This window comes from Formosa sp. A9 (genome assembly GCF_051200825.1).
GTDB lineage: Bacteria > Bacteroidota > Bacteroidia > Flavobacteriales > Flavobacteriaceae > Formosa.
In genome coordinates this window covers 2316995-2339215 of the sequence record NZ_CP195158.1, presented here as the reverse complement: position 1 = coordinate 2339215, position 22221 = coordinate 2316995, and the positions used below count along the sequence as shown (strand labels likewise).

The window sequence follows — 22221 nt, the reverse complement described above, 5'->3', positions numbered from 1 at the left end:
CCGCCTTAATTAGATAAAAAGAATTTTAGTGCCTGATTTATATAAACAAAATATTTTGTCATAATTAAAATAACTACCAATAAGGCGGTAAATAGCTAAGGAAGTGCCTGGAACAAGAGTTTTTTTCAAGTTTTATCTTTAGTTAATAAATCTTTGAGATGATATTTTTTAAAATTAAGCTTAATTAAATAATGACACATAGAGAAATTATCATACAAGGTGCAAGTAGCATCAATAATAAATTAGTTGATGCTATTATAAAAAAAGCCCAACAACTTAGTTTAGATTCGGAAATAATTAACCGTAGAATGCTTGTTGATTACTTAAATGAAGTACTTCAAGTTAATTTAAAGGAAGGACTTTACATTAAACAATTACTCAAAGAGGCTTATTCAAACGCCTCATACTCACCTAGTATTCAAAATGCCATCGTTAATAATATTCTTGATAATGATGGAAGAAACAGTGTTTTTAACCCTTTGCGGGTTGAACAACGAGTAGAAGCTTTAAATATTCAAAATCCGCAGATAGACTTAAATGATTTTGATCTTATTACACAAGAAACTGAAACAGTAAAAAAAGTTGATGGCACTTTTGAAATTCAGACTATCCAAAAAACAATTGACAGCTTACAACCTAAAAAGGAAATTTCTATTACAGGTGCATTTAAAGTTGAGGCAATAACAGAACACGCTTTCAACATTAAAGAAGAATATGCAAAAATTATCCAAACTCATGAAAAAGTAAAAGATATAAATTTAAACTTAGTCGATGATTTTGATAAAACCAGAAACAAATTAAAACTAATTCGAGAAGATTTATTAAGCCTATTAATTGATTTATTTGGAGATAAAATAAAAGCATCAGAACCAGAATTATTTGATGTTTCCAATATTAACTGGGGAAGTTTTGAAGATAGTTATGGCAAATTAGACACTTATTTTTCTGGCATCAATGACAATATTGCAATATTCAGAGAGTCACATCAACAACATTTGTCGGCAATAGCTCTCTCAGGAAAAAATGAGTTCAACAATTTTTTAAGCAAAACTTCAGCGTTAGCAAACGCAGGAAAATTAAACAAATCAAAATTAAAAGGCGCTGCGGGAGCTGCAGCAGTAGGATTTTTAGTTGAAGGAGGTATGTCTGTAATGAAATCTAGAAGTCAAGCTAAAAAAACAATTGCTCAGATAGAACTCGACATTGAAAAAATGAAAGAAGGCATGAGGAGTGATGTGCAATTAATTTTAGACGACATTTTAAAACTAGGTAGATTTTATACTGAATTAAAAGACAAATTAATTCCTCAATTAAAATTATTTAGCCAGAAAGCAATCAATAAGTTAGCTGATGATATTTCCCCATTATATGAGCAGATCATTTCTAATCAGGAAATAAAAGATTTAAGGGATAGCAATAAAAATTTAATGACAGAATTTCGAATAATTGAAGCCGAATTAATTGATAAAAACGGACAAGTTGAGTTTAACGATTCAAGACATCAAATACTAACAGAAGTCATTGATTTGAAGAAACCAGAATATAACTTTTTACTTGATTCCATGCCTGTTGAGCCAAATTTATTTTATAAAATAATATCCCCAACAAAATCTGTTAATTTATATAACGAAACGTTAATCGATTGGTATACTTACTGTAAACCTACTGTTGATGAATTTGAAAACACTCAAAAAGATATTGGTAGAGAAGCAGAACTAAAAGAAATAAATCTTAAAGATATTGACAGTTTAACAAATAGAAAACTAACTATTCAAGAAGAATTAAAACATAATTCTGAAAGAATAAGGACTATTTTCAGTGAAACAGGAAATAAAGGTATTTTAAAAGATTTATTAACTCATATCAAAGAATTCACGGTTTCTTCAAAAGGAGTTCTTGAACTAAATATTTCAAAAGAACTTATTTAATATGGAAAACCGCCTTATTACTCAGACAGAACTAACCAAAATGAGTTCTGCTAATTACAAAAATTTTTTAACTGAAAATATTCATAATTATTATGAGGAACTAATTGTTAACAATGCAGAAAACAAAGAACATGTAGTCAATTTACTTTTCAAAAAAATGGAAAATGACAAACGTTTTGATAAGATTGACAACAATACCAAAAAAACAATTGTACTAACAGGAATTTCTTGCTTGTCAGATTTTTTAAAAACCATTGACCTAAAACAAAAACAAAGCATTATTCAAAAAGAAAACAAGAAAATAACAAGCTTGTTTTTAAAGAATTACGAAGAGAAACTTTTAAGTTTAAAAGAAGAAATTAAGAAAAATCAAGAAGATTTTTTAATACTTCAAAATAATGCTGATAATATGTCTTTGGGGCAATTGGCAAATACAATAAATGAATTTCATAACCCAAATACGACTACCGATGTAAGTGATCAAGATATTGATGATTTACTTAATGGCGGTTCATTAGAATTTTAAAATTATGATTACAGAAGAACTTATTAAGAATTACTTTTTAACAGAAGGAAAAACAATAAAGGCCTATCTTTTAGGAAATGAAGATAAATTGCTCACTACAGAAAATTACGATCATATAAAAGATATATTTAAAAGCAATAAAAGAGACACTAGGAGGTTTTTTTATCGCTTTAATTATTTTATAGCATTACTAATTCTATTACTAATATTAATTAGTATACCATCTAGTTTAAGTAACATACAAAATTTCTTAAATTTTTTGTTGTGTTTATTAATAGCCATTCCTTTTCTCATAAAACCTCTTGCCCATTTATTTGCTTTAAAAAACAAGAGAATTAAAAAGAATATTTATTTGTATAAAGAGCTATATGGAGAAAGTCATTTTAAACAAATGTTAAATATTCCAGAAATCTCAAAAATTGAAAATGAAATTTCATCGATTATCCCAAAAAATAAAGAAAGAAAGGATAAAGGAGTCTCTGCTGGCTTAATTGCTGCAATTGTATTTTTGATATTGATTTCATTTTTACCTGCACTGGTTTCAGGAATGAAGTATAAACAAGGATATACCAAAGCGGAAAGTGAAAAAACTATTGAAAAAAAATCAACACCTGAAAACAGGAAACAAAACAGTAATTTAATTAGTTCAGAGGACAGGAAAGGAGAAAGAAAAAAAGATGTAAAACCCAACACAAGCCCAACAACTAGTAAAGAAGAATCTAAGATAGAAACTACATCAAATTCTGATGAGTTAACTGCAGAAGACTTGGCGCAACTTGAAGTTGAACACGAATCTGATATGGCGGAGTATGGAGAAGAGTATATGACAAGTAAGAATGAAGAGAAAAATGATATATATGCAACAATAACAGGAACGGATATAGTTATTAGAAACAGTCATTCTACAACATCGAAAATAATAGGATCTTTTAAAGAAGCCGGAGAAAAGGTTGTTGTTATAGGCACTTATACTTCTGAAGAACAAACCGCTTTAATCAAAAATGACATTATTGTTAATGACAGTGATGGTGAAGACAGCATTTTACAAAAAGGAAAATCTGTTAAAATCATTGCAATTAATGAAGAAGCGCCTGTAAAAATTTTAATTAGTTTCAAAACTAAAGAAGGAAAACTAAAAGAAGGCATGGTGCCTGAAAATGCTATAGATTACATCAATGAATCTTGGTATAAAATAAAACGAGATAATGGAGTAGTAGGTTGGGTATTTGGTAAATTTATAAAAATGGAGTAGATAATAATTATAAAAACAAATGGTATTTTAGGATGTGCTTTTCAATGTTGTAAAGTTAAAATATTGATTTTGACTTTTAGGAACACTATATTATAAGCTTCGAGCAATAGCCTCCAAAACCTTTAAGTAGTAAGCTCGGTTAGAAGGTACAAAATAGCTGTTGTTTTCGCTGTCGGCTAAAAGTGATCGAAACGTTTCTATACTTACTAATTGTAAAGCTTCAACTTCTTCGGCTTGAGGAATTAAATTGCTTATAGGAACGTGTAATTCAGCTAAAAAGGTATGATGAAATTCGTTGTCCTGAATGCCAGAATCGTAACTTTGAAAGCATGGAAATACGCCTATTTTTTGTAAATCATTTTCAGAAAGTGTTAAGCTAAGCTCCTCTTGGGTTTCACGCAAAACAGCGGCTTCAATGGTTTCTCCTGCATCTACATGTCCTGCTACCGAAACATCCCACATGCCCGGGCAAATGGCTTTTTTATAACTACGCTGAGCTAATAAAATTTCACCTGTTTTGGTATATAGCCATAAGTGTGCCGTGTTGTGGTAATGGCCTTTTAAATGGATTTCCGATTTAGGAGCAACTTTACCTGTAGCTTGGCCTTCTTTGGTAACGATATCTATAAGTTCGTCCATAATACAATTAAAAAAGCCTCAGCATCCTGAGGCTTTATATTTTTATTGGTCTCAGTCGTTAGTTAAAACTATGCACTTTTAGTGCAAGACTTTCAGTTTCTATAAATTTTTTTTCGCCACGAATGCACGAATATTTGAAATAGTTTTTATAAAGAATATTAGTGTATTTGTGGCTAAGATAAATGCAAATAATCGGACTTTCAGTCTGTTTTCAAACCTATAGACTTCCAGTCTATAGTGGTTTATTTAAAATAACTAAACGTTTCCCCTTCTTTAATATTCAGTAACGATTCGTAAATCAGTTTAATAACGTTTTCTACATCGTCTCTGTGTACCATTTCTACAGTAGTGTGCATATAGCGTAGTGGTAACGATATTAGGGCAGAGGCTACACCGCCATTACTGTAAGCAAAGGCATCGGTATCTGTTCCTGTGGCTCTGGATAATGCCGATCTTTGAAACGGAATCTTTTTGGCTTCGGCAGTTTCTGTAATTAAATCTCTTAATTTTTGTTGTACCGCAGGCGCATAAGCTACCACAGGACCTAAGCCAATTTCTAAATGTCCTTCTTTCTTTTTATCAATCATTGGTGTGGTGGTGTCGTGCGTAACATCGGTAACAATGGCGACGTTTGGCTTAATGGTTTGCGTAATCATTTCGGCACCTCTAAGTCCTATTTCTTCTTGTACCGAATTGGTAATATATAAGCCAAACGGTAGTTTCTTTTTGTTTTCGTGAAGTAATCGTGCGACCTCGGCAATCATAAAACCGCCCATGCGGTTGTCTAGAGCGCGACAAACAAATTTATTACCATTTAAGATGTGAAATTCGTCTGGATAGGTAATAACACAGCCTACATGAATGCCCATTTTTTCTACTTCATCTTTATCTTTTGCACCAACATCTATGGTAATGTTTTCTGGTTTAGGAGTTTCTTCTTTAGATTTATCTCGGGTATGTATGGCTGGCCATCCAAAAACACCTTTTACGATACCGTTTTTGGTGTGGATGTTTACCAGTTTACTTGGTGCTATTTGGTGGTCGCTTCCACCGTTTCTAATAACATAAATCAATCCATTTTCCGAAATATAATTAACATACCAAGAAATTTCATCGGCATGTCCTTCAATCACAACTTTGTAAGGTGCATCTGGGTTTATAACCCCTACGGCCGTGCCATAGGTATCGGTAATAAATTCGTCTACATAAGGTTTTAAATATTCCATCCATAATTTTTGTCCGGTCCATTCGTAACCTGTAGGCGCTGCATTATTGAGGTATGATTCTAAAAATTCTAATGATTTTTTATTTAATATACTTTGTTTTGCCATGTGTTATAGTTTTGGATAAAAATAATAATATTAATAGTATTTTAAGGCGATAAGACTTGTAAATTATTAATTTTGGAATAGTTTTTGGCTTCCAAATAATTGTATGAAAATCCTACTGTACATTTTTATATTTTGTCCTGTGTTAGTGCTTGCTCAAATACACGAGAAGGCGCAAGATACTTTGCAGGATTATTACATTATTATGGAAGGCGATTCTATACCGCGTGCTTCAATAGATTTAGATGAGGTTTTAATTATTAATAAGATTGATTTTAAGGATAAAAAAGAGCGTATTCAGTATTTGATTTTACGCCGAAAAACCTTAAAAGTATATCCTTATGCTAAACTGGCAGCCGATCGCCTAGAGGCTTTAAATGAGCGTTTGGAACAGTTAGGTAAGAAGCGCGAACAAAAAAAATACACGAAGCAAGTTCAGAAATTTTTAGAAGAAGAATTTTCGGCCGAACTAAAAAAGCTTACACGTACCGAAGGACAAATTTTAGTAAAACTCATTCATAGGCAAACGGGTATTACTACATTCGATTTGATAAAAGATTTGCGAAGTGGTTGGCGTGCCTTTTGGTTTAACAATACGGCTAAACTGTTCGATATTTCTTTAAAAGAAGAATTTAATCCGATGGAAAGTAAAGAAGATTATTTTATAGAAGATATCTTGCAACGCAACTTTCAGAATGGTTTGTTAGAGCGTCAGCCTTCGGCATTGGATTTCGATTTTTTTGAAGCTGCTTCAAAATGGCAAAAACGATTAGAGGAAGATTAAAATGAGAATACAAACGCCACTCGAAGAAAAATGGAATACCATAACCCATGCCTTTGGCGCTATTTTAGGCGGTATTGGTTTGGTGCTTTTGTTACTGTTTAATAAACAAAGTTCTGTTTGGAGCCTGTTTAGTATTACAGTCTATGGCCTGTCGATAATTATTTTATTTACAGCTTCAGCGTTTTATCACGGTGTTAGCGCAAAAAAGCAAAAGCGGTATTTACGTATTTTAGACCATATTAGTATTTATTTACTAATCGCAGGTACGTATTCGCCTGTATTACTTATTGCCTTACAGCACAGTTTAGGCTGGCATTTGTTTTATACGGTCTGGGGTATTGCGGCTTTTGGGCTTGTATTAAAATTGTTTTTTACTGGACGCTTCGAAACATTTTCAACTTTATTGTACCTTGTTATGGGCTGGTTAATTGTTTTCGATTTTACAAATTTATCGCAATTTATAGGTAGCGAGGGAGTAACATTACTATTTGCGGGTGGTTTATTTTATACCGTTGGTATTATTTTTTATGCGGTCGAGCGCATCCCTTACAATCATGTTATTTGGCATTTGTTTGTACTCGCAGGAGCGATTTGCCATTTTTTAATGATTTTTTTATACGTAGTTTAATCTTTTATAACGTCTTTAAAATCTTCAAAAAAAGCTTCAAATAAACTCATGTTTTCGTTAAAAAACGTCATTACAATTTGCCACGAGTTTTTATTATGGATGGATACTTTTTCGTTTAAAGGCACGTAAATTCGGGAGATTTCTTTACCGTTTTCTAAAATAAATTCTTCTTCAAAAATGGCTTCAGGTAAATAATCGTCTTTTAAAATGGATTTAAGAGATTCTAATTTTTCCCAATATTTAATCCGGTTTTCTAAATCTTCTTCAACATCAAGAGCAACTAATGCGCTTTTGGTATCGAAATAAAATTTAAAGCTGAAGCCTTTAATTTTAGTGTTGTAGAGTAACCATTTTCTTGGAAACGATTTTCCGAAACTGGTCCAAAATAATTCGCGTAATTGTCTGGATTCTTCTTTGCTAAACATAATTTAAATGGCGTAAGCTATGGCAACTCCTGCAAAAATAGCAATAAGTTTAGTAAGATTAAATTTGTGACCTTCGCTGCTTTCAAACAGAATGGTTGTAGAAATATGAAAAAATATACCAATAACTATGGCATTAATGAAATAAATATAATCTTCAACCAGATGCACATGGTTAGAAATATAAGTGCCTAAAGGCGTCATGATGGTAAAAACCAATAAAAAACTCGCGATTTGTGAAGTGTTGTAATGCGATTGTATTAAAAACGAAGTGATTAAAGTTGCAATAGGTATTTTATGAATAAGCACGCCGTACACCATATCGTTGTGGTGGTGAATAGGAAAGCCTTCTAAAAAGCTGTGAATGCACAAGCTTATAAACAACAACCAAGGAAACTGATTTTGCTGGGTATGTATGTGTATGTGCCCGTGTTCTGCACCTTTGGATAAAAATTCAAGTATAATCTGAATTAAGATGCCAGACATAATAAAAAGTCCGGTGAGTTCAGGGTTTTTTAAATGGTCATATACCTCGGGTAAAAGTTCAAATAAGGTTAAAGCTAATAAAAAAGCACCGCTAAACGAGAGTAATAATTTGATGTTAAACCCAGGTTTATTTTTGCCAAAAAAAGCGAGCGCACTTCCTAAAATTACAGCCAGTATGGGGAGTAAATACGAATTCATTATTTAAATAATAAAACTAATCGGTCTGATGATTGAGCATCGAATTTTTGTAATTTATAATTGCCAAAAACTTCTAGCAGGTTTACGTTGGCTTCGTTAAAAAGTGTTTCGAAATCCGATAGGGTAAAGGCTCTTACACGTTCTTGAAATTGAAAGTTTTCACCTTGATATTCAAAAGAAATATCTTTAAAAATATAACCGTCTTGTGCATAGCGATTTAAATGAAAATCAATGCCTTCAACCTGTTTGGTTTCTTCGGGAACTAGGTTTTTAATAACGTAATCGGAGTTCATAAAATCGATAACTCCAATTCCATAATCGGTTAAATCGTCTCTAATAGCTTTTATGGTGTTTAGGTTGTCTTCGTCGTTATCGAAATAACCAAAACTTGTGAAAAGGTTAAAAACAGCATCGAACTTAGTGTTGAATGGCTTACACATATCGTGCACTTTAAATTGTAAAGTGTCGTTTTCAAATTGTTTGGCATAGGCTATACTGTTTTCAGACAAATCGGCACCAGTAACATGATAACCTAACGAATTTAAGTATACAGAATGTCTACCTCTTCCACAAGCTAAATCCAGTATTCTGCTGTCTTCAGAAATGTTTAAATAGTTGGTTAGCGTGTCCATGAAGGCTTGCGCTTCGTCGTCATTTCTGTCTTTGTATAAAATATGGTAAAACGGGGTGTCGAACCATGCGGTATACCAAGTTGTGTTATCTTTTATCATTACTAAACAATATAAGGCGTAAAAATACTGTATTTTTGTAATCTATTTAAAGTAAATAATGGAGAATAATTTTAAAATGGTAGCCAAAACCTTATTTGGCTTCGAAGAATTACTAGCTAAAGAATTAACCCAACTAGGGGCGCAAGATGTAGAACAAGGCGTTAGAAATGTAAGCTTTGTAGGCGATAAGGGCTTTATGTACAAGGCTAACTTGGGGCTTAGAACGGCCATTAAAATTTTGAAGCCTATAAAAACATTTCGTGTGGTTAGCGAACAAGATATTTACGACAATATTTATAAAATGCCTTGGCAGGACTATTTGAAGCCTACGGGAACCTTGGCGGTAGATGCTACCGTAAATTCTACGGTGTTTACGCATTCTTTATATATAGCACAAAAAACTAAAGATGCTATCGTAGATAAATTTAGAAATACTACAGGAGTGCGACCTAGTGTAGATTTAAAATTCCCCGATTTAAAAATTAATATTCATATCGACCGTCAAAAATGTACGGTCTCTTTAGATACTTCTGGCGATTCGTTGCATAAGCGTGGTTATAAAACGGCTACCAATATTGCGCCAATAAACGAGGTGTTAGCAGCCGGATTGATTATGCTTTCTGGTTGGGATGGACAAAGTGATTTTATGGACCCCATGTGTGGTAGTGGAACTATTTTAGCCGAAGCCGCAATGATTGCTTGTAATATTCCGCCTAACTTGATGCGTAAAGAATTTGCTTTTGAACGTTGGGCCGATTGGGATGTGGATTTGTTCGAGATCATTGAAGAATCGCTATTGAAAAAAACACGGGATTTCCATTATAAAATTATTGGCTACGATAAATCGCCTTCTGCAGTTACTAAAGCGAAAGAAAATATTAAAAATGCCCATTTAGATGAATTTATAAGTATTAAGCATGAAGATTTCTTTAAAACTCAAAAAGGCGGACAAGGAAAGCTACACATGTTGTTTAATCCGCCTTACGGCGAACGATTAAATATAGAAATGGAACAGTTTTATAAAGATATAGGCGATACGTTAAAACAAAATTATCCAGGTACAGACGCTTGGTTAATTACTTCTAATTTAGATGCCTTAAAGCATGTCGGTTTAAGACCATCCAGAAAAATTAAACTGTTTAACGCTAAATTAGAATCACGTTTAGTAAAATACGTGATGTATGAAGGTAGTAAAAAAGCCAAAAAGCAAGTGTAAACCACTTGTTTTTTGGCTTTAAAACTTGTTATAAATTCTATTTAAACGCGTCGAACTTAAATTTTTGTCCGCCAACCGAAACATCGGCCATAAGACCGCCTTTGGTTTGGGTGAAAACCGCTACGCCTTCAGAATATTTTGCGTTAAACGATTCGCCAGATTTAATGGCTGTTGCCGAAGCACCAGCATCAAATTTAAATTTACCTTTCATAAATTCATTAAGTTCGGTGTCTGTTTCAAAGAAAATAACTTCAATTATAGCTTCGCCTCCAGCTTGTAGACCAACGTTTACTTTTGCAAGGCTAGCCATACCCAGTTTTTTGCCGCCTTTTTTGTATAAAACGCCATTACCAGCAGCCCCGCCAACAATAAAACCGCCTTTACCAACATTTGGAAAAATAGCATATCCAGCAGCTTTATTAAAAAAGTCTTTTAAGTCTGGACTGGCTTCTAAAAGTGTGGCTTTTGCGGCATCGGCATCAGCTATTATTTTTTGATCTTTTTCGGATTGTGCATGTGTTGCAACAACCATAAATCCCATGGCAAGTACCATGATGAATTGTTTTACGTTATTCATGATTTTTAGTCTTTAATGTGTTGAAAATGGATTAATTAATCCATTAAAGTTAAACAAAAATCATGAACTTAACTTTTAAAGTATTCTTAAATTAATGTCGCATAGCTGGTCGAAACGCAGTGTATGTTTACTTGTCTTTTTTGTAAAGCGGAATTAAGTAAGAAATACTGTAGCCATATCCAAAACCAAATCCACCGCTATCGTAAGTTTTGTAAAAACCAGGAACGTATAGGTTTTCGAAATTGTTTGGTTGGTCTTGCGATAACATGCCTTTAAACTCGACATGCACACCTAAAAATAAGTTGTTCAGTACTTCGGCTTTTATACCGACTACAAGTTCTGCCCAGAGCGCAGATAAACCATCGAATTTGGTGCTGTCGTCTGATGAGAATTGGGGTTGCCAATATTGGTTTTCGGAATAAACAGCATAGCTATTAAGCGTTTGGCTAAAGGTACTGACCCCAACGCGTAGGCCACCGTAAATAAGATTTTCCATATCTAACCAATTTCGGTAGGCGTTATAATCTACTCCGGCTTTAAAATAACTTCCTTGGGTGGTCGCGTTATAAAAATCGTTACTTAAAGTGATTTCTTCGGCACCCAGACTTCCGGCAATATACCAAAATTTACTTAAGCGGTAATCGGCAACTAGCTCTAGGCCTTTATAATCATCTTCAAAAAGGCTGCGTATGGGTTTGCTTAAATCGATCCCGACACGTAAACCGTATTTTTGTTTGATTTTAATCGAGTCTTTTACCGTAGTTTTAATAGAATCTGTAGTGCTTATGGCTAACGAATCGGTTTGTGCAAAAAGCTGTCCGCTAAAACTAAGTAAAACAATTACAGTTTTAATGATATATTTTAAAATGTTGTTGCTGTTCATCTTCTACAGATTGGTTATCGTTTACGGCTCTTATTAATTGAATCCAATTATTGCTGTCTGGAACAAGGTTGATGCTTACGTTTTTAAAAATACTTTTGTAGCCACAGGCGCGCGATACGTATACGTTTTCGATATTGTATGTTATGGTAATAATATCTTCGTTACCTTCAACACTATCGTCGCTTGTGTCGTCTGGTGTTTCATTATCATCGTAAACATATTCTTTGTGTAACCTATATTGCGTAACAGAATCGGTGGTTTTTAAGGGGATGATTATAGAGTCTGTTGCCACGATAGTGTTCCCACTATCATTCTCCAGCGGGTTGTCATTACCTACACCTTGTATTCTTAAATTGGCGACTTGTTTTCGCGTGTCGTCGTTAGGGAAGGCTACATCGTAGAATCGGATAATTAATCTGGGTGTTGTGGGTTCGTCGTTAGAACAGATATCGTCTTTTTCGCATGCACTTAAGGCGCATAACATGAGTAAAAGTATTAGACTTGAGGTGTATTTCATACCAGCGTTTATCGTTTTTCTAAAAGTACAACATTTTCTACATGATGCGTTTGCGGAAACATATCTACTGCTTGTGTTTTTGTAACTTTATACATGCTGTCCATTAAAGCCAAATCGCGAGCTTGGGTAGCACTGTTACAACTAACATACACTATTTTTTCGGGAGCAACATTAAGTAACATGGCAACCACATCTTTATGCATACCGTCGCGAGGGGGATCGGTAATAATAACATCGGGATGGCCGTGGGTTTTTATAAAGGTTTTGTTGAAGACATTTTTCATATCGCCCACATAAAAATCTACATTATCTATATTATTAGCTTTTGCATTAGCTTTTGCTGCGGTAATGGCGTCTGGAACGGCTTCTACACCAACCACTTTTTTCGCCTTTTTAGCCACAAACTGGGCGATGGTTCCGGTTCCGGTATAGAGATCGTAAACTAACTCTTCGCCTGTTAAACCAGCAAATTCGCGTGTGATTTTATATAATTCGTAAGCTTGTTCGGAATTGGTTTGATAAAAGGACTTCGCATTAATTTTGAATTTTAAACCTTCCATATCTTCAAAAATATGATCGCGTCCTTTAAAACAAATAATTTCCTGATCGTAAATCGTGTCGTTTGCCTTTTCGTTAATCACGTAAAGTAAGGCGGTAATTTCAGGAAAGGTTTCAGCTAAATGATTTAATAACAATTCACGCTGTGCTTGCTCGTCTTTAAAAAACTGAATCAACACCATAATTTCGCCTGTTGAAGCTGTGCGAATCATTAACGTACGTAATAATCCGGTTTGATGTCTGGTATTAAAAAACTGAAGGCCGTTTTCTATGGCAAAACGCTTCACTTCGTTACGAATGGCATTCGACGGATCGGCTTGCAAATGACATTTTTTAACGTCTAAAATTTTATCCCACATGCCAGGAATATGGAATCCGAGTGCGTTTTTATCGCCTAATTCTTCATCCGATTGAATTTCTTCTAAGGTTAACCAACGGCTATCGCTAAACGAAAATTCCATTTTATTGCGGTAGAAATATTGTTTTTCCGAACCTAAAATAGGGGTGATTTCTGGTAACTCAATATGGCCTAATCGTTTTAAGTTATTTTCAACTTCTTTCTGTTTGTAAAACAACTGATATTTATAATCCATATCCTGCCATTTACAACCGCCACAAACGCCAAAATGCTCGCATACGGGCTCGGTACGCTTGTCCGATAATTTATGAAACACCGTCGCTTTACCTTCGTAATACGATTTACGTTTTTTAAAGGTTTGAATATCTACAACATCGCCAGGAACGGCATTTGGTAAAAATATAACGGCACCATCTGGCGATTTGGCAATGGTTTTTCCTTTTGCACCAGCATCTACCACTTCTATGTTGGTAAATACTTTCTTTTTATTTCTTCTAGACATGCCGCAAAAATACGGGTATTTTGGGTTTTGTATTGTATGTCTTTAAAAATTTTTTAAGCTTACAGATTAGAATTTTACTTAAACCTATAAAATCTGGGTGTAATATTTTAAAGAGCCTTTTATATTTAGTAATTTGCAATCCATTTATGGATGATTTCTCTCCATTTCTCGATTCCTTTTCAAGAGAGGCAAGCTAGGAATAGTCGATTATCAAATTAAAACATGAAAACAATTATGGCTGTTTTAGAACAATTAACGTCGCAACAAGCTATTAACTTAGAGCACGAATACGGCGCTCACAATTACCATCCGTTACCAGTAGTATTATCAAAAGGCGAAGGTGTTTACGTTTGGGATGTAGAAGGCAAAAAATACTACGATTTTTTATCGGCATACTCTGCTGTAAACCAAGGGCACTGTCATCCTAAAATTGTAGGAGCAATGGTAGCACAAGCGCAACAGTTAACCTTAACATCGCGTGCGTTCTACAACGATATGTTAGGGAAATACGAAAAATTTGCTTGTGATTATTTTGGTTTCGATAAGTTGTTACCAATGAATACGGGAGCCGAAGCAGTGGAAACCGCTTTAAAATTATGCCGTAAATGGGCTTACGAAGTAAAAGGTATTAACGAAAATGAAGCCGAAATTATAGTTTGTGAAAACAATTTTCACGGACGAACAACAACCATCATCTCGTTTTCTAACGACCCGATTGCGCGTAAAAATTTTGGTCCGTATACGAAAGGCTTTATAAAAATTGCATACGATAATTTAGAAGCTTTAGAAACGGCATTAAAAAATAATGCTAATGTGGCTGGTTTTTTAGTAGAACCAATTCAAGGTGAAGCCGGTGTTTATGTGCCTAGTGAGGGTTATTTAACGAAAGCCAAAGCCTTATGCGAAAAATATAATGTCTTGTTTATTGCAGACGAAGTGCAAACCGGTATTGCAAGAACCGGAAAATTATTGGCTGTCGATCACGAAAACGTAAAGCCAGATGTATTGATTCTTGGAAAAGCTTTAAGTGGAGGCGCTTATCCGGTAAGTGCGGTTTTAGCGAATAATAACATTATGGATGTTATTAAACCTGGTAACCACGGAAGTACCTTTGGAGGAAATCCGGTTGCAGCAGCGGTTGCTATTGCGGCATTAAACGTAGTAAAAGACGAAAATTTAGCCGAACGTGCCGAACAACTCGGACAGCTTTTTAGAGATAAATTAAACGAGTTTATAAAAACAAGTAATATTGCTAGTCTAGTAAGAGGAAAAGGATTGTTGAACGCTATTCTTATTAACGACGATGAAGACAGCGATACGGCTTGGAACATTTGTTTAGCCTTACGCGATAACGGTTTGTTGGCTAAACCAACCCATGGTAATATCATCCGTTTTGCACCGCCTTTAGTGATGACCGAGGAACAATTATTAGATTGTGTATCTATTATAATAAAAACCTTAAAACAGTTCGAGAATTAAATCACTCTGTTTTTAATCACATAAAAAGCGACTTATATAAAAAAATAAGTCGCTTTTTTTTATGCTAAGATTATAAGGCGTTAAACAGGTTGTTCAATATTCCATTGTTCTAAGATTTCACGTTGTTGCTCCATAATATTATCGATACCAACACTAGAAATATAATAGATAGAATAAATTAAATAGATTGCATTAATAATTAAAACCACCAAGGCTACGGTTTTAGCGGTATTCATACCTTGAATATTTTCGTAGTTTTCGGGATTTAAAGCAGCTTCTTTTAATTTCGAGTATGCCATGTAGTAGGCAATTCCAGCAAAAATTACACCCAGCCCAGAACCACAACAGCAAATAAAACCTACTGCGGTTAAGATATAAATGGGGGTAGTGTTTAGTTTAATTTTTTCCATTGGTTATTGGTTAGTTGATTAATTTAAAACTATAGCTGATAAGTATAATAGCAATATTAACTATAAACAGCCATTTCTTTATGTTTTCGTCGCCTTTAAAACGAACGAACAAGTTAAAGATAAGAAAAAATCCAAGAACGATTAAAGTATAAATTGCAGGATACATTACAAAGGCTTTTATAAATTCACCTTTAATTATAAATGCTAAAGCACGTTGCATACCACAACCTAAACAATCGAAACCCAAAAGTTTTTTGTTTAAGCAGGGTAACATAAAATCGTCTATAGAACCTGTTTTTAAAAGCATCATATACTTAAATAATATTATAAAGATGCGTTTAATTTTTTATAAAACGAAACTACTTTAATTAAAGTTGTAATTTTGAAACCGTAATTAGAAGTAAACACACATGAAAACAAAGCAAAGCGTAAATTATATTCTTATAGCTGTTGGAATTCTTATTGCCATGTATGCTAAAGTTGATGCTGGTCAGCATACCGCAGTTTTAATTTTAGGTATTTGTGTTTTAATGTTTGGCATTTTCAGGTTATCGCAATCTATACCAAGTAAAAACGAAAAAGACAACGATTTTAATACAGATAATGATGACAGCATTTAAAGCAGGCGATCGTGTATTGGTTTTAGACGAAGCAATTTCGGGTAAAGTTTTAAACACGCAAGGCGCGACAGTAACTATTGAAACAGAAGATGGTTTTGCTTTAAGTTTTGAAGCTCATGAACTGATACATCTTAAATCTAAAACAGATTTAAAAGAAAACTTGTTGCACAACGATATAAATTCAGCGTTATCGGAAAAAGAAGATTACAAGCCTAAAAAATCTGTTAGAACGAAACCTAAAGCGCGTTTTGAACCCACAATGGAAGTCGATTTACATATTCACCAATTAACAAAATCGACTAAAAATATGGGGAATTACGATATGCTAAGCTTACAATTAGATACAGCAAAGCATAAGTTAGAGTATGCCATGAAAAACAGGATACAAAAAATTGTATTCATTCACGGTGTTGGGGAAGGTGTGTTAAAAATGGAGTTAGAATATCTTTTTAACCGTTATGAAAATTTGAAATATTACGATGCCAATTATCAAAAATATGGTGTTGGTGCCACCGAGGTTTATATTTACCAAAACCCTAAATAATTAAGGGAATTCGGGAGTTACATATCTGTTTTTATTAGTTGAGCTATCATCTAAAATCCCTAAATCAAAATAATCTTGGCTAACACCAGGCAACTGGATATTGGTAAGTTCAATTTTCACTTCGTAGGTTTGTTTAATGGTGTGTTCTCTATATTTTGTGGCTTGTACAAGCGAATCAACTTCAGCAGTTAAATAATCGGCACCTAAAGTGCTAAACGTAATATCGTTTGTAGGGTTTTGGTCTTGCGATTTGCTTTCTTCATCTCTAGTTAAAATACCATCGCCATCATCGTCTGGATCTAAATAATCGGGTATGCCATCGCCATCGGTGTCTAACGAATCTACAAAACCAACACCAACAACATAATTAGGCGATTCGCTAGCTGTTTTTACATTATCACCATCGTCATCGTCGTCTAGATAGTCTGGAATACCATCGCCATCTGTATCTGTCGGCATCGTGCTTGGGTCGTTATCGCCATCAAGGTTTTTATCTTCAACTTCAGCAGGAATTCCGTCGTTGTCATCTTCAATTAAAGTAGTCGTAATGGTTGCAATACCGCCAGAGCTGGCCAAGTCGTTAGTTACGGTAACATCGGATGGAGGCACATCGTTACAGAAAAAGTTTTCGGGATTGGCATTATAAGATCGGTAGTTAAAAGTGTTTTTTGTGCCGTCTATAGTTGCAGTTATTATTTTAGTAAAGGTCGAGTCTACCACATAAAGCGAGTCTAATGTAATTACAGGATCTGTTATTTTTAATGATAAAGATTCGTAAGGATCTTCTTTAATATTAAAAAATACCAAATCGCCACAAGCCTCGAACGTATCGTCAAAATCAAATTCAACGGTTATTATATCGCCGTCATCGCAAGATGAAAGGATTAATAAACCAAGACAAGCAAGCATAGATAAATAACGCATAGACACCGATTTTTAGTTGCAAAAATAAATGATTTGATAAATTATAAGCTTGCAAATGACAAATTATTTTATTTGAAGTATTTTTGCCAGTATGAAAAAGGTGTATTTAGATCATGCTGCAACCACGCCAATGCGTGCAGAAGTTATAGATAAAATGTCCGATACCATGTGCCAGGTTTATGGCAATCCGTCCAGTTCGCATAGTTTTGGTAGGGTGGCAAAATCTTTGGTAGAGTCTGCTAGAAAAACAATAGCTAAACTCTTAAATGTTACGGCTGCAGAACTTGTTTTTACTTCTGGGGGTACAGAGGCCAATAATCTGGTGCTTATAAGTGCTGTTAGAGATTTGGGGGTACAACGTATTATTAGCTCTAGAATAGAGCATCATGCAGTATTACATACGATAGATTATTTAAAAGATTCTTTTAATATTGAAGTGGATTATGTGGATTTAAATGCTAACGGACAAGTAGATTTTCAGCATTTAGAGTCGCTATTGAAGGCATCCGATGTTAAAACTCTAGTTAGCTTAATGCACATTAATAATGAAGTAGGAACCATTTTAGATTTGCGCAAAACTGGTCAGCTTTGTAAAACGTATAATGCGCTGTTTCATTCCGACACCGTGCAGTCGGTAGGGCATTATGATTTAGACTTGCAAAATTTATCTGTTGATTTTATTTCTGTAAGTGCACATAAATTTCATGGCCCAAAAGGAGTAGGGGTCTTATATGCGAAAAAGCAATCGGGACTAAAAGCTATAATTCATGGCGGAGAACAGGAACGCGGACTAAGAGCAGGAACCGAAGCGGTGCATAATATTGTAGGTTTCGAAGAGGCTATAAAACAAGCTTATGCCAACTTAGATACCGATAAAAAATATATAAGTGAGTTAAAGTTGTATTTTGTTAATCAACTACAGCAGACAATACCACAGGTAAAGTTTAATGCTGAATCCGACGGCTTAGATGCAGCTTACACCATAGTAAATATCGCGTTGCCCTTGCCGGCCGAGAAAGCGTCAATAATATTGTTTCAACTGGACTTAAACGGCATTGCTTGTTCTCGTGGTAGTGCTTGCCAAAGCGGTAGCCAAAAAGGATCGCATGTTTTAGAACACATTTTAAGTCCAGACGATTTAAAAAGTGTATCGCTAAGGTTTTCGTTTAGTCGTTACAATACCAAAGAGGATATTGATTATACTGTAAGTTGTTTAAAACGTTTGGCTGAATCCGAAGCAAAAGTTAAACATTAACCGTGTATGGTTTGGCTTTTGCTTAAGTCTTTCATAATATCTGCTTCAAATTCTAGTAATTCTTGCCATTTTTTATCAACTTCTTCTCGGTTGCCATATTGTCTGGCAAATCCTAAAAACATAGTGTAGTGGTTGGCTTCGCTTACCATAAGTTTGCGGTAAAATTCAGCGAGGTCTTTATCTTCAAGTTCTTCAGAAAGCAATCTAAAACGCTCGCAGCTACGCGCTTCTATTAATGCTGCATATAACAGGCGGTGTACTAATTGCGTAGTTCGGCTTCCTCCTTTTGGAAAGAAAGTAGTTAATTTAATAACGTATTCATCTTTGCGATCCCGACCTAATACCCAGCCGTTTTCTAAAATTTTATCGTGTACCATTTTAAAATGGCTAATTTCCTCTTTTACCAAGGCTACCATTTCTTGAACCAATTCGGTGTATTCCGGAAAGCTTACAATTAAAGATATGGCTGTACTTGTTGCTTTTTGTTCGCAATAGGCATGATCTGTTAAAATGTCTTCAACATTTTTTTCTACAATATTTACCCATCTTGGGTCTGTTGGTAATTTTAAACCTAGCATAGCGTTATTGTTTTTCTAAAGTGAATGTTCCTGCTGTTGTTATGGTAAGCAAGTAAGTTAAGCAGGCCTTGTGTTCTGGCTTACAGTACTCGATATGTAATTTTAAATGCTCGGGATTTGGTAGATCTTTATCATCTAACCAAACACTTGTTAAAATATATTGGTCTAATGTGTTAGGTGGCGTCTTGGTATAAGTACTAATGAACGTTTTAGAAATAGTATCGTTAAAGAGTTTTTTTGTGTTACGGCTTACAACGACATCGGCTAGAGAATTCCTGTAATACGTTTTGTAGTTTAAGCTATCTTTCTTTTCCGAAATTAAATATGCCGATTCCATTTGCGTGTACTATTTTATTTTAATCGTAAACCCAGAGCTTAATACAGTATCTACAGTACGTTCTGTATAGTGTTCTGGAATGTAGGTAGTATGTTGGGAAAAACTGTCTAGTAGTTTATTCTCTTTTAAAATTTCAGTATGACTTTTATGCACGGTATTTCTGCCATCGCAACTAAAACATAGTGTTACGATTATCGCTAAAATGAAGGAAGGAATATGTTTGCAAAGTGTTTTATACATCTAAATCGAATATTTTTCGCAATACCTCTAAATTCGGATTTTTTTCGCACAACTTATCAAATTTTTCACGAGCCGTATAAGCGTATTGCTTTTCTTTTTCTTCGTTGATTTCGATATCTAATGAAACATCAAAATTATTTAAGCGTTTTCGTATAAAGTTAAGTAAATCGAACTGATTTCTGTCAACTTCAAGCTTATTGGTTTCGTTTGGGTAAACAACCTTTATAGTGGTTTTATCGCTAAGTTTTGGCGTATCTATAGATAATATTGAAGCCAAATTGAATTTACCCTCACCTTCAATTTTGCTTACAAATTCTTGCCAAGCTTGCTGCATGCTTTCTTCTGTAAAATCGTCTGTGGGTAAATTTACCTCGTCGTAAACCACTTCATTTTGCTTTATTTCGTGGTCTTTTTTTGCTTTTATACTTTTTAACGACAGTCCAGAGGTACGCTTATTTTGTTGCGACAGTACAATTTTAGGTACCGTTTGATTTTGAAATTTGCTAGCAGCTGGCTTAGCAGCAGTTGTAGCAGGCTCACTAACCATGCTTTGGGCTGGCTGGGTGTCGTGTTGCGAACTTGGTTGCGGTGGTGTAACAGCAATAGGTTCGATACCTTTTTTACGAAAATAAGAAGGTGGAATTATGAACCGTTTGCTATTTTTTTTTTCTCCATCAAAAGTGATAGAGGCAAGTTGCATTAAACAAAGTTCGACGAGTAACCGTTGGTTTTTACTGGTTTTGTATTTTAAGTCGCAGGCATTTGCTAGGTTGATACCCTCCATTAAAAACTGCTGACTGGTTTTGCTAGCCTGTGTAAGGTATTGTGTTTTGGTTTCTTCGCCAACCTCTAGCAATTCTACAGTTTCTGGAGTTTTACACACGAGTAAATCTCTAAAATGCGATGCTAAACCAGCAATGTAATGTTGCCCGTCAAATCCTTTAGCAAGTGTATTGTTAAACTGCAGTAATAACTGCGGAATGTTGTTTTCCAGAATAAAATCGGTGCTCTTAAAAAAAGTTTCGTAATCCAGAACGTTCAAGTTCTCTGTTACGGCCTGTCGGGTTAAATTTTTACCAGAAAAACTAACAACACGGTCAAAAATAGAAAGTGCATCACGCATAGCACCATCTGCTTTTTGAGCAATAATATGCAGGGCGTCGTCTTCGGCTGTAATGCCTTGTTCTTCGGCGATGTATTTTAAGTATTCTTTAGCGTCTGTAACCGTTATGCGTTTAAAGTCGAAAATTTGACAACGCGATAATATGGTTGGAATTATTTTATGCTTTTCGGTAGTTGCAAGTATGAAAATACAATGTTTAGGCGGTTCTTCTAATGTTTTTAAAAAGGCATTAAAAGCAGCCTGCGAAAGCATATGTACCTCGTCTATAATATAGACTTTATATTTGCCTTGTTGTGGCGGAATGCGTACTTGGTCGGTTAAGTTTCTAATGTCGTCTACCGAGTTGTTTGAAGCGGCATCCAGCTCAAAAATATTAAACGCAAAATCTTCATCGGGATTGGCATGACCTTCTTGATTAATCATTTTTGCCAAAATACGGGCACAACTGGTTTTACCAACACCTCGGGGTCCTGTAAATAATAGAGCTTGCGCCAAATGGTTGTGTTCTATGGCATTTAATAAGGTATTAGTAATGGCTTGTTGGCCCACAACATCTTTAAATGTTTGGGGTCTGTATTTTCTGGCCGATACTATAAAATGTTCCATATATAACCTTAGAAAGGCAAAGTTAAAAATTCAATTTAATTTTATAGAGCTACAACTCTAAAATTACGTGGAGTTATTAACAACTTAACAGCAGAAGTAGATTAAATTTTTAAAATATTTAAATGGGATTCGGTGGTAGTTTATTGTACTTTTGTGGCGAGTAAGTCGCTTTATCGCTGTTCTTGTTTAAAGAATGGAGGAAAGTCCGAACACCATAGTGCAACATAGTGGTTAATGGCCACCAGCCGTAAGGTTAGGAAAAGTGCAACAGAAAGAATGTACAGGTAATGCTGTAGTGAAATCGGGTAAACTCTATGTGGTGCAATGCCATGTATACCAATGCTTGAGAGCGGCACGTTCGATGTTGGAGGGTGGGCAGCTAAAGTGTGCTGGTAACAGTACATTAAGATAAATGATAAAGGCTGTTGTGCAAACAATAGTACAGAATTCGGCTTATAGATTTACTTAAAATAAACAAGCCCTTTTTTATTACTAAAAAAGGGCTTTGTTTGGTTATATAATGGTTGGTTAGTTGTGGTATTGGTTGGACGATTCTATTATTTCTTTTTCAT

Annotated in this window: 26 protein-coding genes and 1 other RNA gene; 11 read left to right on the top strand and 16 right to left on the bottom strand. The window is 34.6% G+C overall.

Features of this window, described 5'->3' with window-relative positions:
* The first annotated feature begins 191 nt into the window (after nt 1-191).
* Genes ACR9EA_RS10410 through ACR9EA_RS10400 form a run of 3 tightly spaced genes read left to right on the top strand, consistent with a single transcriptional unit; the run spans nt 192 to nt 3706 of the window.
* Nucleotides 192-1928 (top strand): hypothetical protein, encoded by a 1737-nt coding sequence (locus tag ACR9EA_RS10410; RefSeq protein ID WP_435132538.1) that lies wholly within the window; start codon nt 192-194, stop codon nt 1926-1928.
* 1 nt (nt 1929) lies between these two features.
* Nucleotides 1930-2454, top strand: a complete 525-nt coding sequence (locus ACR9EA_RS10405) for a hypothetical protein (protein WP_435132535.1) — start codon at nt 1930-1932, stop codon at nt 2452-2454.
* Nucleotides 2455-2458: 4 nt separating this feature from the next.
* Complete coding sequence (locus ACR9EA_RS10400) at nt 2459-3706, top strand: SH3 domain-containing protein (protein ID WP_435132532.1); 1248 nt, start codon at nt 2459-2461, stop codon at nt 3704-3706.
* A 90-nt stretch (nt 3707-3796) separates the two neighbouring features.
* Here ACR9EA_RS10400 and ACR9EA_RS10395 read toward each other — a convergent pair whose 3' ends face one another.
* The gene (locus ACR9EA_RS10395; protein ID WP_435132529.1) at nt 3797-4345 is read right to left on the bottom strand and encodes an NUDIX hydrolase; all 549 of its coding nucleotides are present in this window, start codon (nt 4343-4345) and stop codon (nt 3797-3799) included.
* 242 nt (nt 4346-4587) lie between these two features.
* A complete protein-coding gene (locus tag ACR9EA_RS10390) occupies nt 4588-5676 on the bottom strand; it encodes a M42 family metallopeptidase (protein WP_435132526.1) in 1089 nt (362 codons plus the stop codon).
* 103 nt (nt 5677-5779) lie between these two features.
* Here ACR9EA_RS10390 and ACR9EA_RS10385 point away from each other — a divergent pair, with 103 nt between their 5' ends.
* Together ACR9EA_RS10385 and trhA are read left to right on the top strand one after the other, a co-directional pair.
* Nucleotides 5780-6457, top strand: a complete 678-nt coding sequence (locus tag ACR9EA_RS10385) for a DUF4294 domain-containing protein (RefSeq protein ID WP_435132523.1) — start codon at nt 5780-5782, stop codon at nt 6455-6457.
* A 1-nt stretch (nt 6458) separates the two neighbouring features.
* Nucleotides 6459-7085, top strand: coding sequence for a PAQR family membrane homeostasis protein TrhA (trhA, locus tag ACR9EA_RS10380; protein ID WP_435132520.1), 627 nt, complete (start codon nt 6459-6461; stop codon nt 7083-7085).
* Here the strand turns inward: trhA and ACR9EA_RS10375 are convergent.
* The 3 genes from ACR9EA_RS10375 to ACR9EA_RS10365 are packed head-to-tail and all read right to left on the bottom strand — an operon-like array spanning nt 7082 to nt 8922.
* Nucleotides 7082-7510, bottom strand: coding sequence for a DUF4268 domain-containing protein (locus ACR9EA_RS10375; RefSeq protein WP_435132517.1), 429 nt, complete (start codon nt 7508-7510; stop codon nt 7082-7084). The genes trhA and ACR9EA_RS10375 overlap by 4 nt on opposite strands.
* Before the next feature lie 3 nt (nt 7511-7513).
* Nucleotides 7514-8191, bottom strand: a complete 678-nt coding sequence (locus ACR9EA_RS10370; RefSeq protein WP_435132514.1) for a ZIP family metal transporter — start codon at nt 8189-8191, stop codon at nt 7514-7516.
* Nucleotides 8191-8922, bottom strand: coding sequence for an SAM-dependent methyltransferase (locus tag ACR9EA_RS10365; protein WP_435132511.1), 732 nt, complete (start codon nt 8920-8922; stop codon nt 8191-8193). The genes ACR9EA_RS10370 and ACR9EA_RS10365 overlap by 1 nt, the downstream gene beginning before the upstream one ends.
* A 58-nt stretch (nt 8923-8980) precedes the next feature.
* Between ACR9EA_RS10365 and ACR9EA_RS10360 the strand changes: the two genes are divergently transcribed.
* Nucleotides 8981-10138: a THUMP domain-containing class I SAM-dependent RNA methyltransferase gene (locus ACR9EA_RS10360; protein ID WP_435132509.1), complete on the top strand. Its 1158-nt coding sequence runs from the start codon at nt 8981-8983 to the stop codon at nt 10136-10138.
* Nucleotides 10139-10175: 37 nt separating this feature from the next.
* On the opposite strand, the gene ACR9EA_RS10355 is transcribed toward ACR9EA_RS10360, so the two are convergent.
* The 4 genes from ACR9EA_RS10355 to rlmD form a co-directional block, all read right to left on the bottom strand.
* Nucleotides 10176-10715 (bottom strand): YSC84-related protein, encoded by a 540-nt coding sequence (locus ACR9EA_RS10355; RefSeq protein WP_435132506.1) that lies wholly within the window; start codon nt 10713-10715, stop codon nt 10176-10178.
* 127 nt (nt 10716-10842) lie between these two features.
* A complete protein-coding gene (locus ACR9EA_RS10350; protein WP_435132503.1) occupies nt 10843-11598 on the bottom strand; it encodes a DUF6048 family protein in 756 nt (251 codons plus the stop codon).
* The gene (locus ACR9EA_RS10345; protein WP_435132500.1) at nt 11564-12115 is read right to left on the bottom strand and encodes a DUF6452 family protein; all 552 of its coding nucleotides are present in this window, start codon (nt 12113-12115) and stop codon (nt 11564-11566) included. The genes ACR9EA_RS10350 and ACR9EA_RS10345 overlap by 35 nt, the downstream gene beginning before the upstream one ends.
* Nucleotides 12116-12123: 8 nt before the next feature.
* Nucleotides 12124-13533, bottom strand: a complete 1410-nt coding sequence (gene rlmD, locus ACR9EA_RS10340) for a 23S rRNA (uracil(1939)-C(5))-methyltransferase RlmD (protein ID WP_435132496.1) — start codon at nt 13531-13533, stop codon at nt 12124-12126.
* A gap of 234 nt (nt 13534-13767) precedes the next feature.
* Here rlmD and rocD point away from each other — a divergent pair, with 234 nt between their 5' ends.
* Complete coding sequence (rocD, locus tag ACR9EA_RS10335) at nt 13768-15012, top strand: ornithine--oxo-acid transaminase (RefSeq protein ID WP_435139864.1); 1245 nt, start codon at nt 13768-13770, stop codon at nt 15010-15012.
* An 80-nt stretch (nt 15013-15092) separates the two neighbouring features.
* Here the strand turns inward: rocD and ACR9EA_RS10330 are convergent, their stop codons facing one another.
* Both ACR9EA_RS10330 and ACR9EA_RS10325 read right to left on the bottom strand, forming a co-directional pair.
* Nucleotides 15093-15422, bottom strand: a complete 330-nt coding sequence (locus ACR9EA_RS10330) for a CCC motif membrane protein (RefSeq protein WP_435132493.1) — start codon at nt 15420-15422, stop codon at nt 15093-15095.
* Between the two features lie 10 nt (nt 15423-15432).
* Nucleotides 15433-15732, bottom strand: a complete 300-nt coding sequence (locus tag ACR9EA_RS10325; protein ID WP_435132491.1) for a DUF2752 domain-containing protein — start codon at nt 15730-15732, stop codon at nt 15433-15435.
* A gap of 100 nt (nt 15733-15832) precedes the next feature.
* On the opposite strand from ACR9EA_RS10325, the gene ACR9EA_RS10320 reads away from it, so the two are divergent.
* Nucleotides 15833-16042 carry a hypothetical protein gene (locus ACR9EA_RS10320; RefSeq protein ID WP_435132490.1) on the top strand — a complete coding sequence of 70 codons (210 nt, stop codon included), beginning with the start codon at nt 15833-15835 and terminating at the stop codon, nt 16040-16042.
* Nucleotides 16026-16586, top strand: coding sequence for a Smr/MutS family protein (locus ACR9EA_RS10315; RefSeq protein ID WP_435132488.1), 561 nt, complete (start codon nt 16026-16028; stop codon nt 16584-16586). Before ACR9EA_RS10320 ends, ACR9EA_RS10315 begins: the two co-directional genes overlap by 17 nt.
* On the opposite strand, the gene ACR9EA_RS10310 is transcribed toward ACR9EA_RS10315, so the two are convergent.
* A complete protein-coding gene (locus ACR9EA_RS10310; protein ID WP_435132485.1) occupies nt 16587-17510 on the bottom strand; it encodes a hypothetical protein in 924 nt (307 codons plus the stop codon).
* A gap of 91 nt (nt 17511-17601) precedes the next feature.
* Here ACR9EA_RS10310 and ACR9EA_RS10305 point away from each other — a divergent pair, with 91 nt between their 5' ends.
* The gene (locus ACR9EA_RS10305; RefSeq protein WP_435132483.1) at nt 17602-18765 is read left to right on the top strand and encodes a cysteine desulfurase family protein; all 1164 of its coding nucleotides are present in this window, start codon (nt 17602-17604) and stop codon (nt 18763-18765) included.
* Here the strand turns inward: ACR9EA_RS10305 and ACR9EA_RS10300 are convergent.
* Genes ACR9EA_RS10300 through ACR9EA_RS10285 form a run of 4 tightly spaced genes read right to left on the bottom strand, consistent with a single transcriptional unit; the run spans nt 18762 to nt 21649 of the window.
* Nucleotides 18762-19343, bottom strand: coding sequence for a tRNA-(ms[2]io[6]A)-hydroxylase (locus ACR9EA_RS10300; protein ID WP_435132481.1), 582 nt, complete (start codon nt 19341-19343; stop codon nt 18762-18764). The genes ACR9EA_RS10305 and ACR9EA_RS10300 overlap by 4 nt on opposite strands.
* Nucleotides 19344-19347: 4 nt before the next feature.
* Complete coding sequence (locus ACR9EA_RS10295; protein ID WP_435132478.1) at nt 19348-19680, bottom strand: hypothetical protein; 333 nt, start codon at nt 19678-19680, stop codon at nt 19348-19350.
* Between the two features lie 9 nt (nt 19681-19689).
* On the bottom strand, nt 19690-19920 hold the full coding sequence (locus ACR9EA_RS10290; protein WP_435132475.1) for a hypothetical protein: 231 nt from the start codon (nt 19918-19920) through the stop codon (nt 19690-19692).
* Complete coding sequence (locus ACR9EA_RS10285; protein WP_435132473.1) at nt 19913-21649, bottom strand: DNA polymerase III subunit gamma/tau; 1737 nt, start codon at nt 21647-21649, stop codon at nt 19913-19915. The genes ACR9EA_RS10290 and ACR9EA_RS10285 overlap by 8 nt, the downstream gene beginning before the upstream one ends.
* A 157-nt stretch (nt 21650-21806) precedes the next feature.
* Between ACR9EA_RS10285 and rnpB the strand changes: the two genes are divergently transcribed.
* Nucleotides 21807-22121, top strand: an RNA gene (gene rnpB, locus ACR9EA_RS10280) — RNase P RNA component class A.
* Nucleotides 22122-22221: the final 100 nt, after the last annotated feature.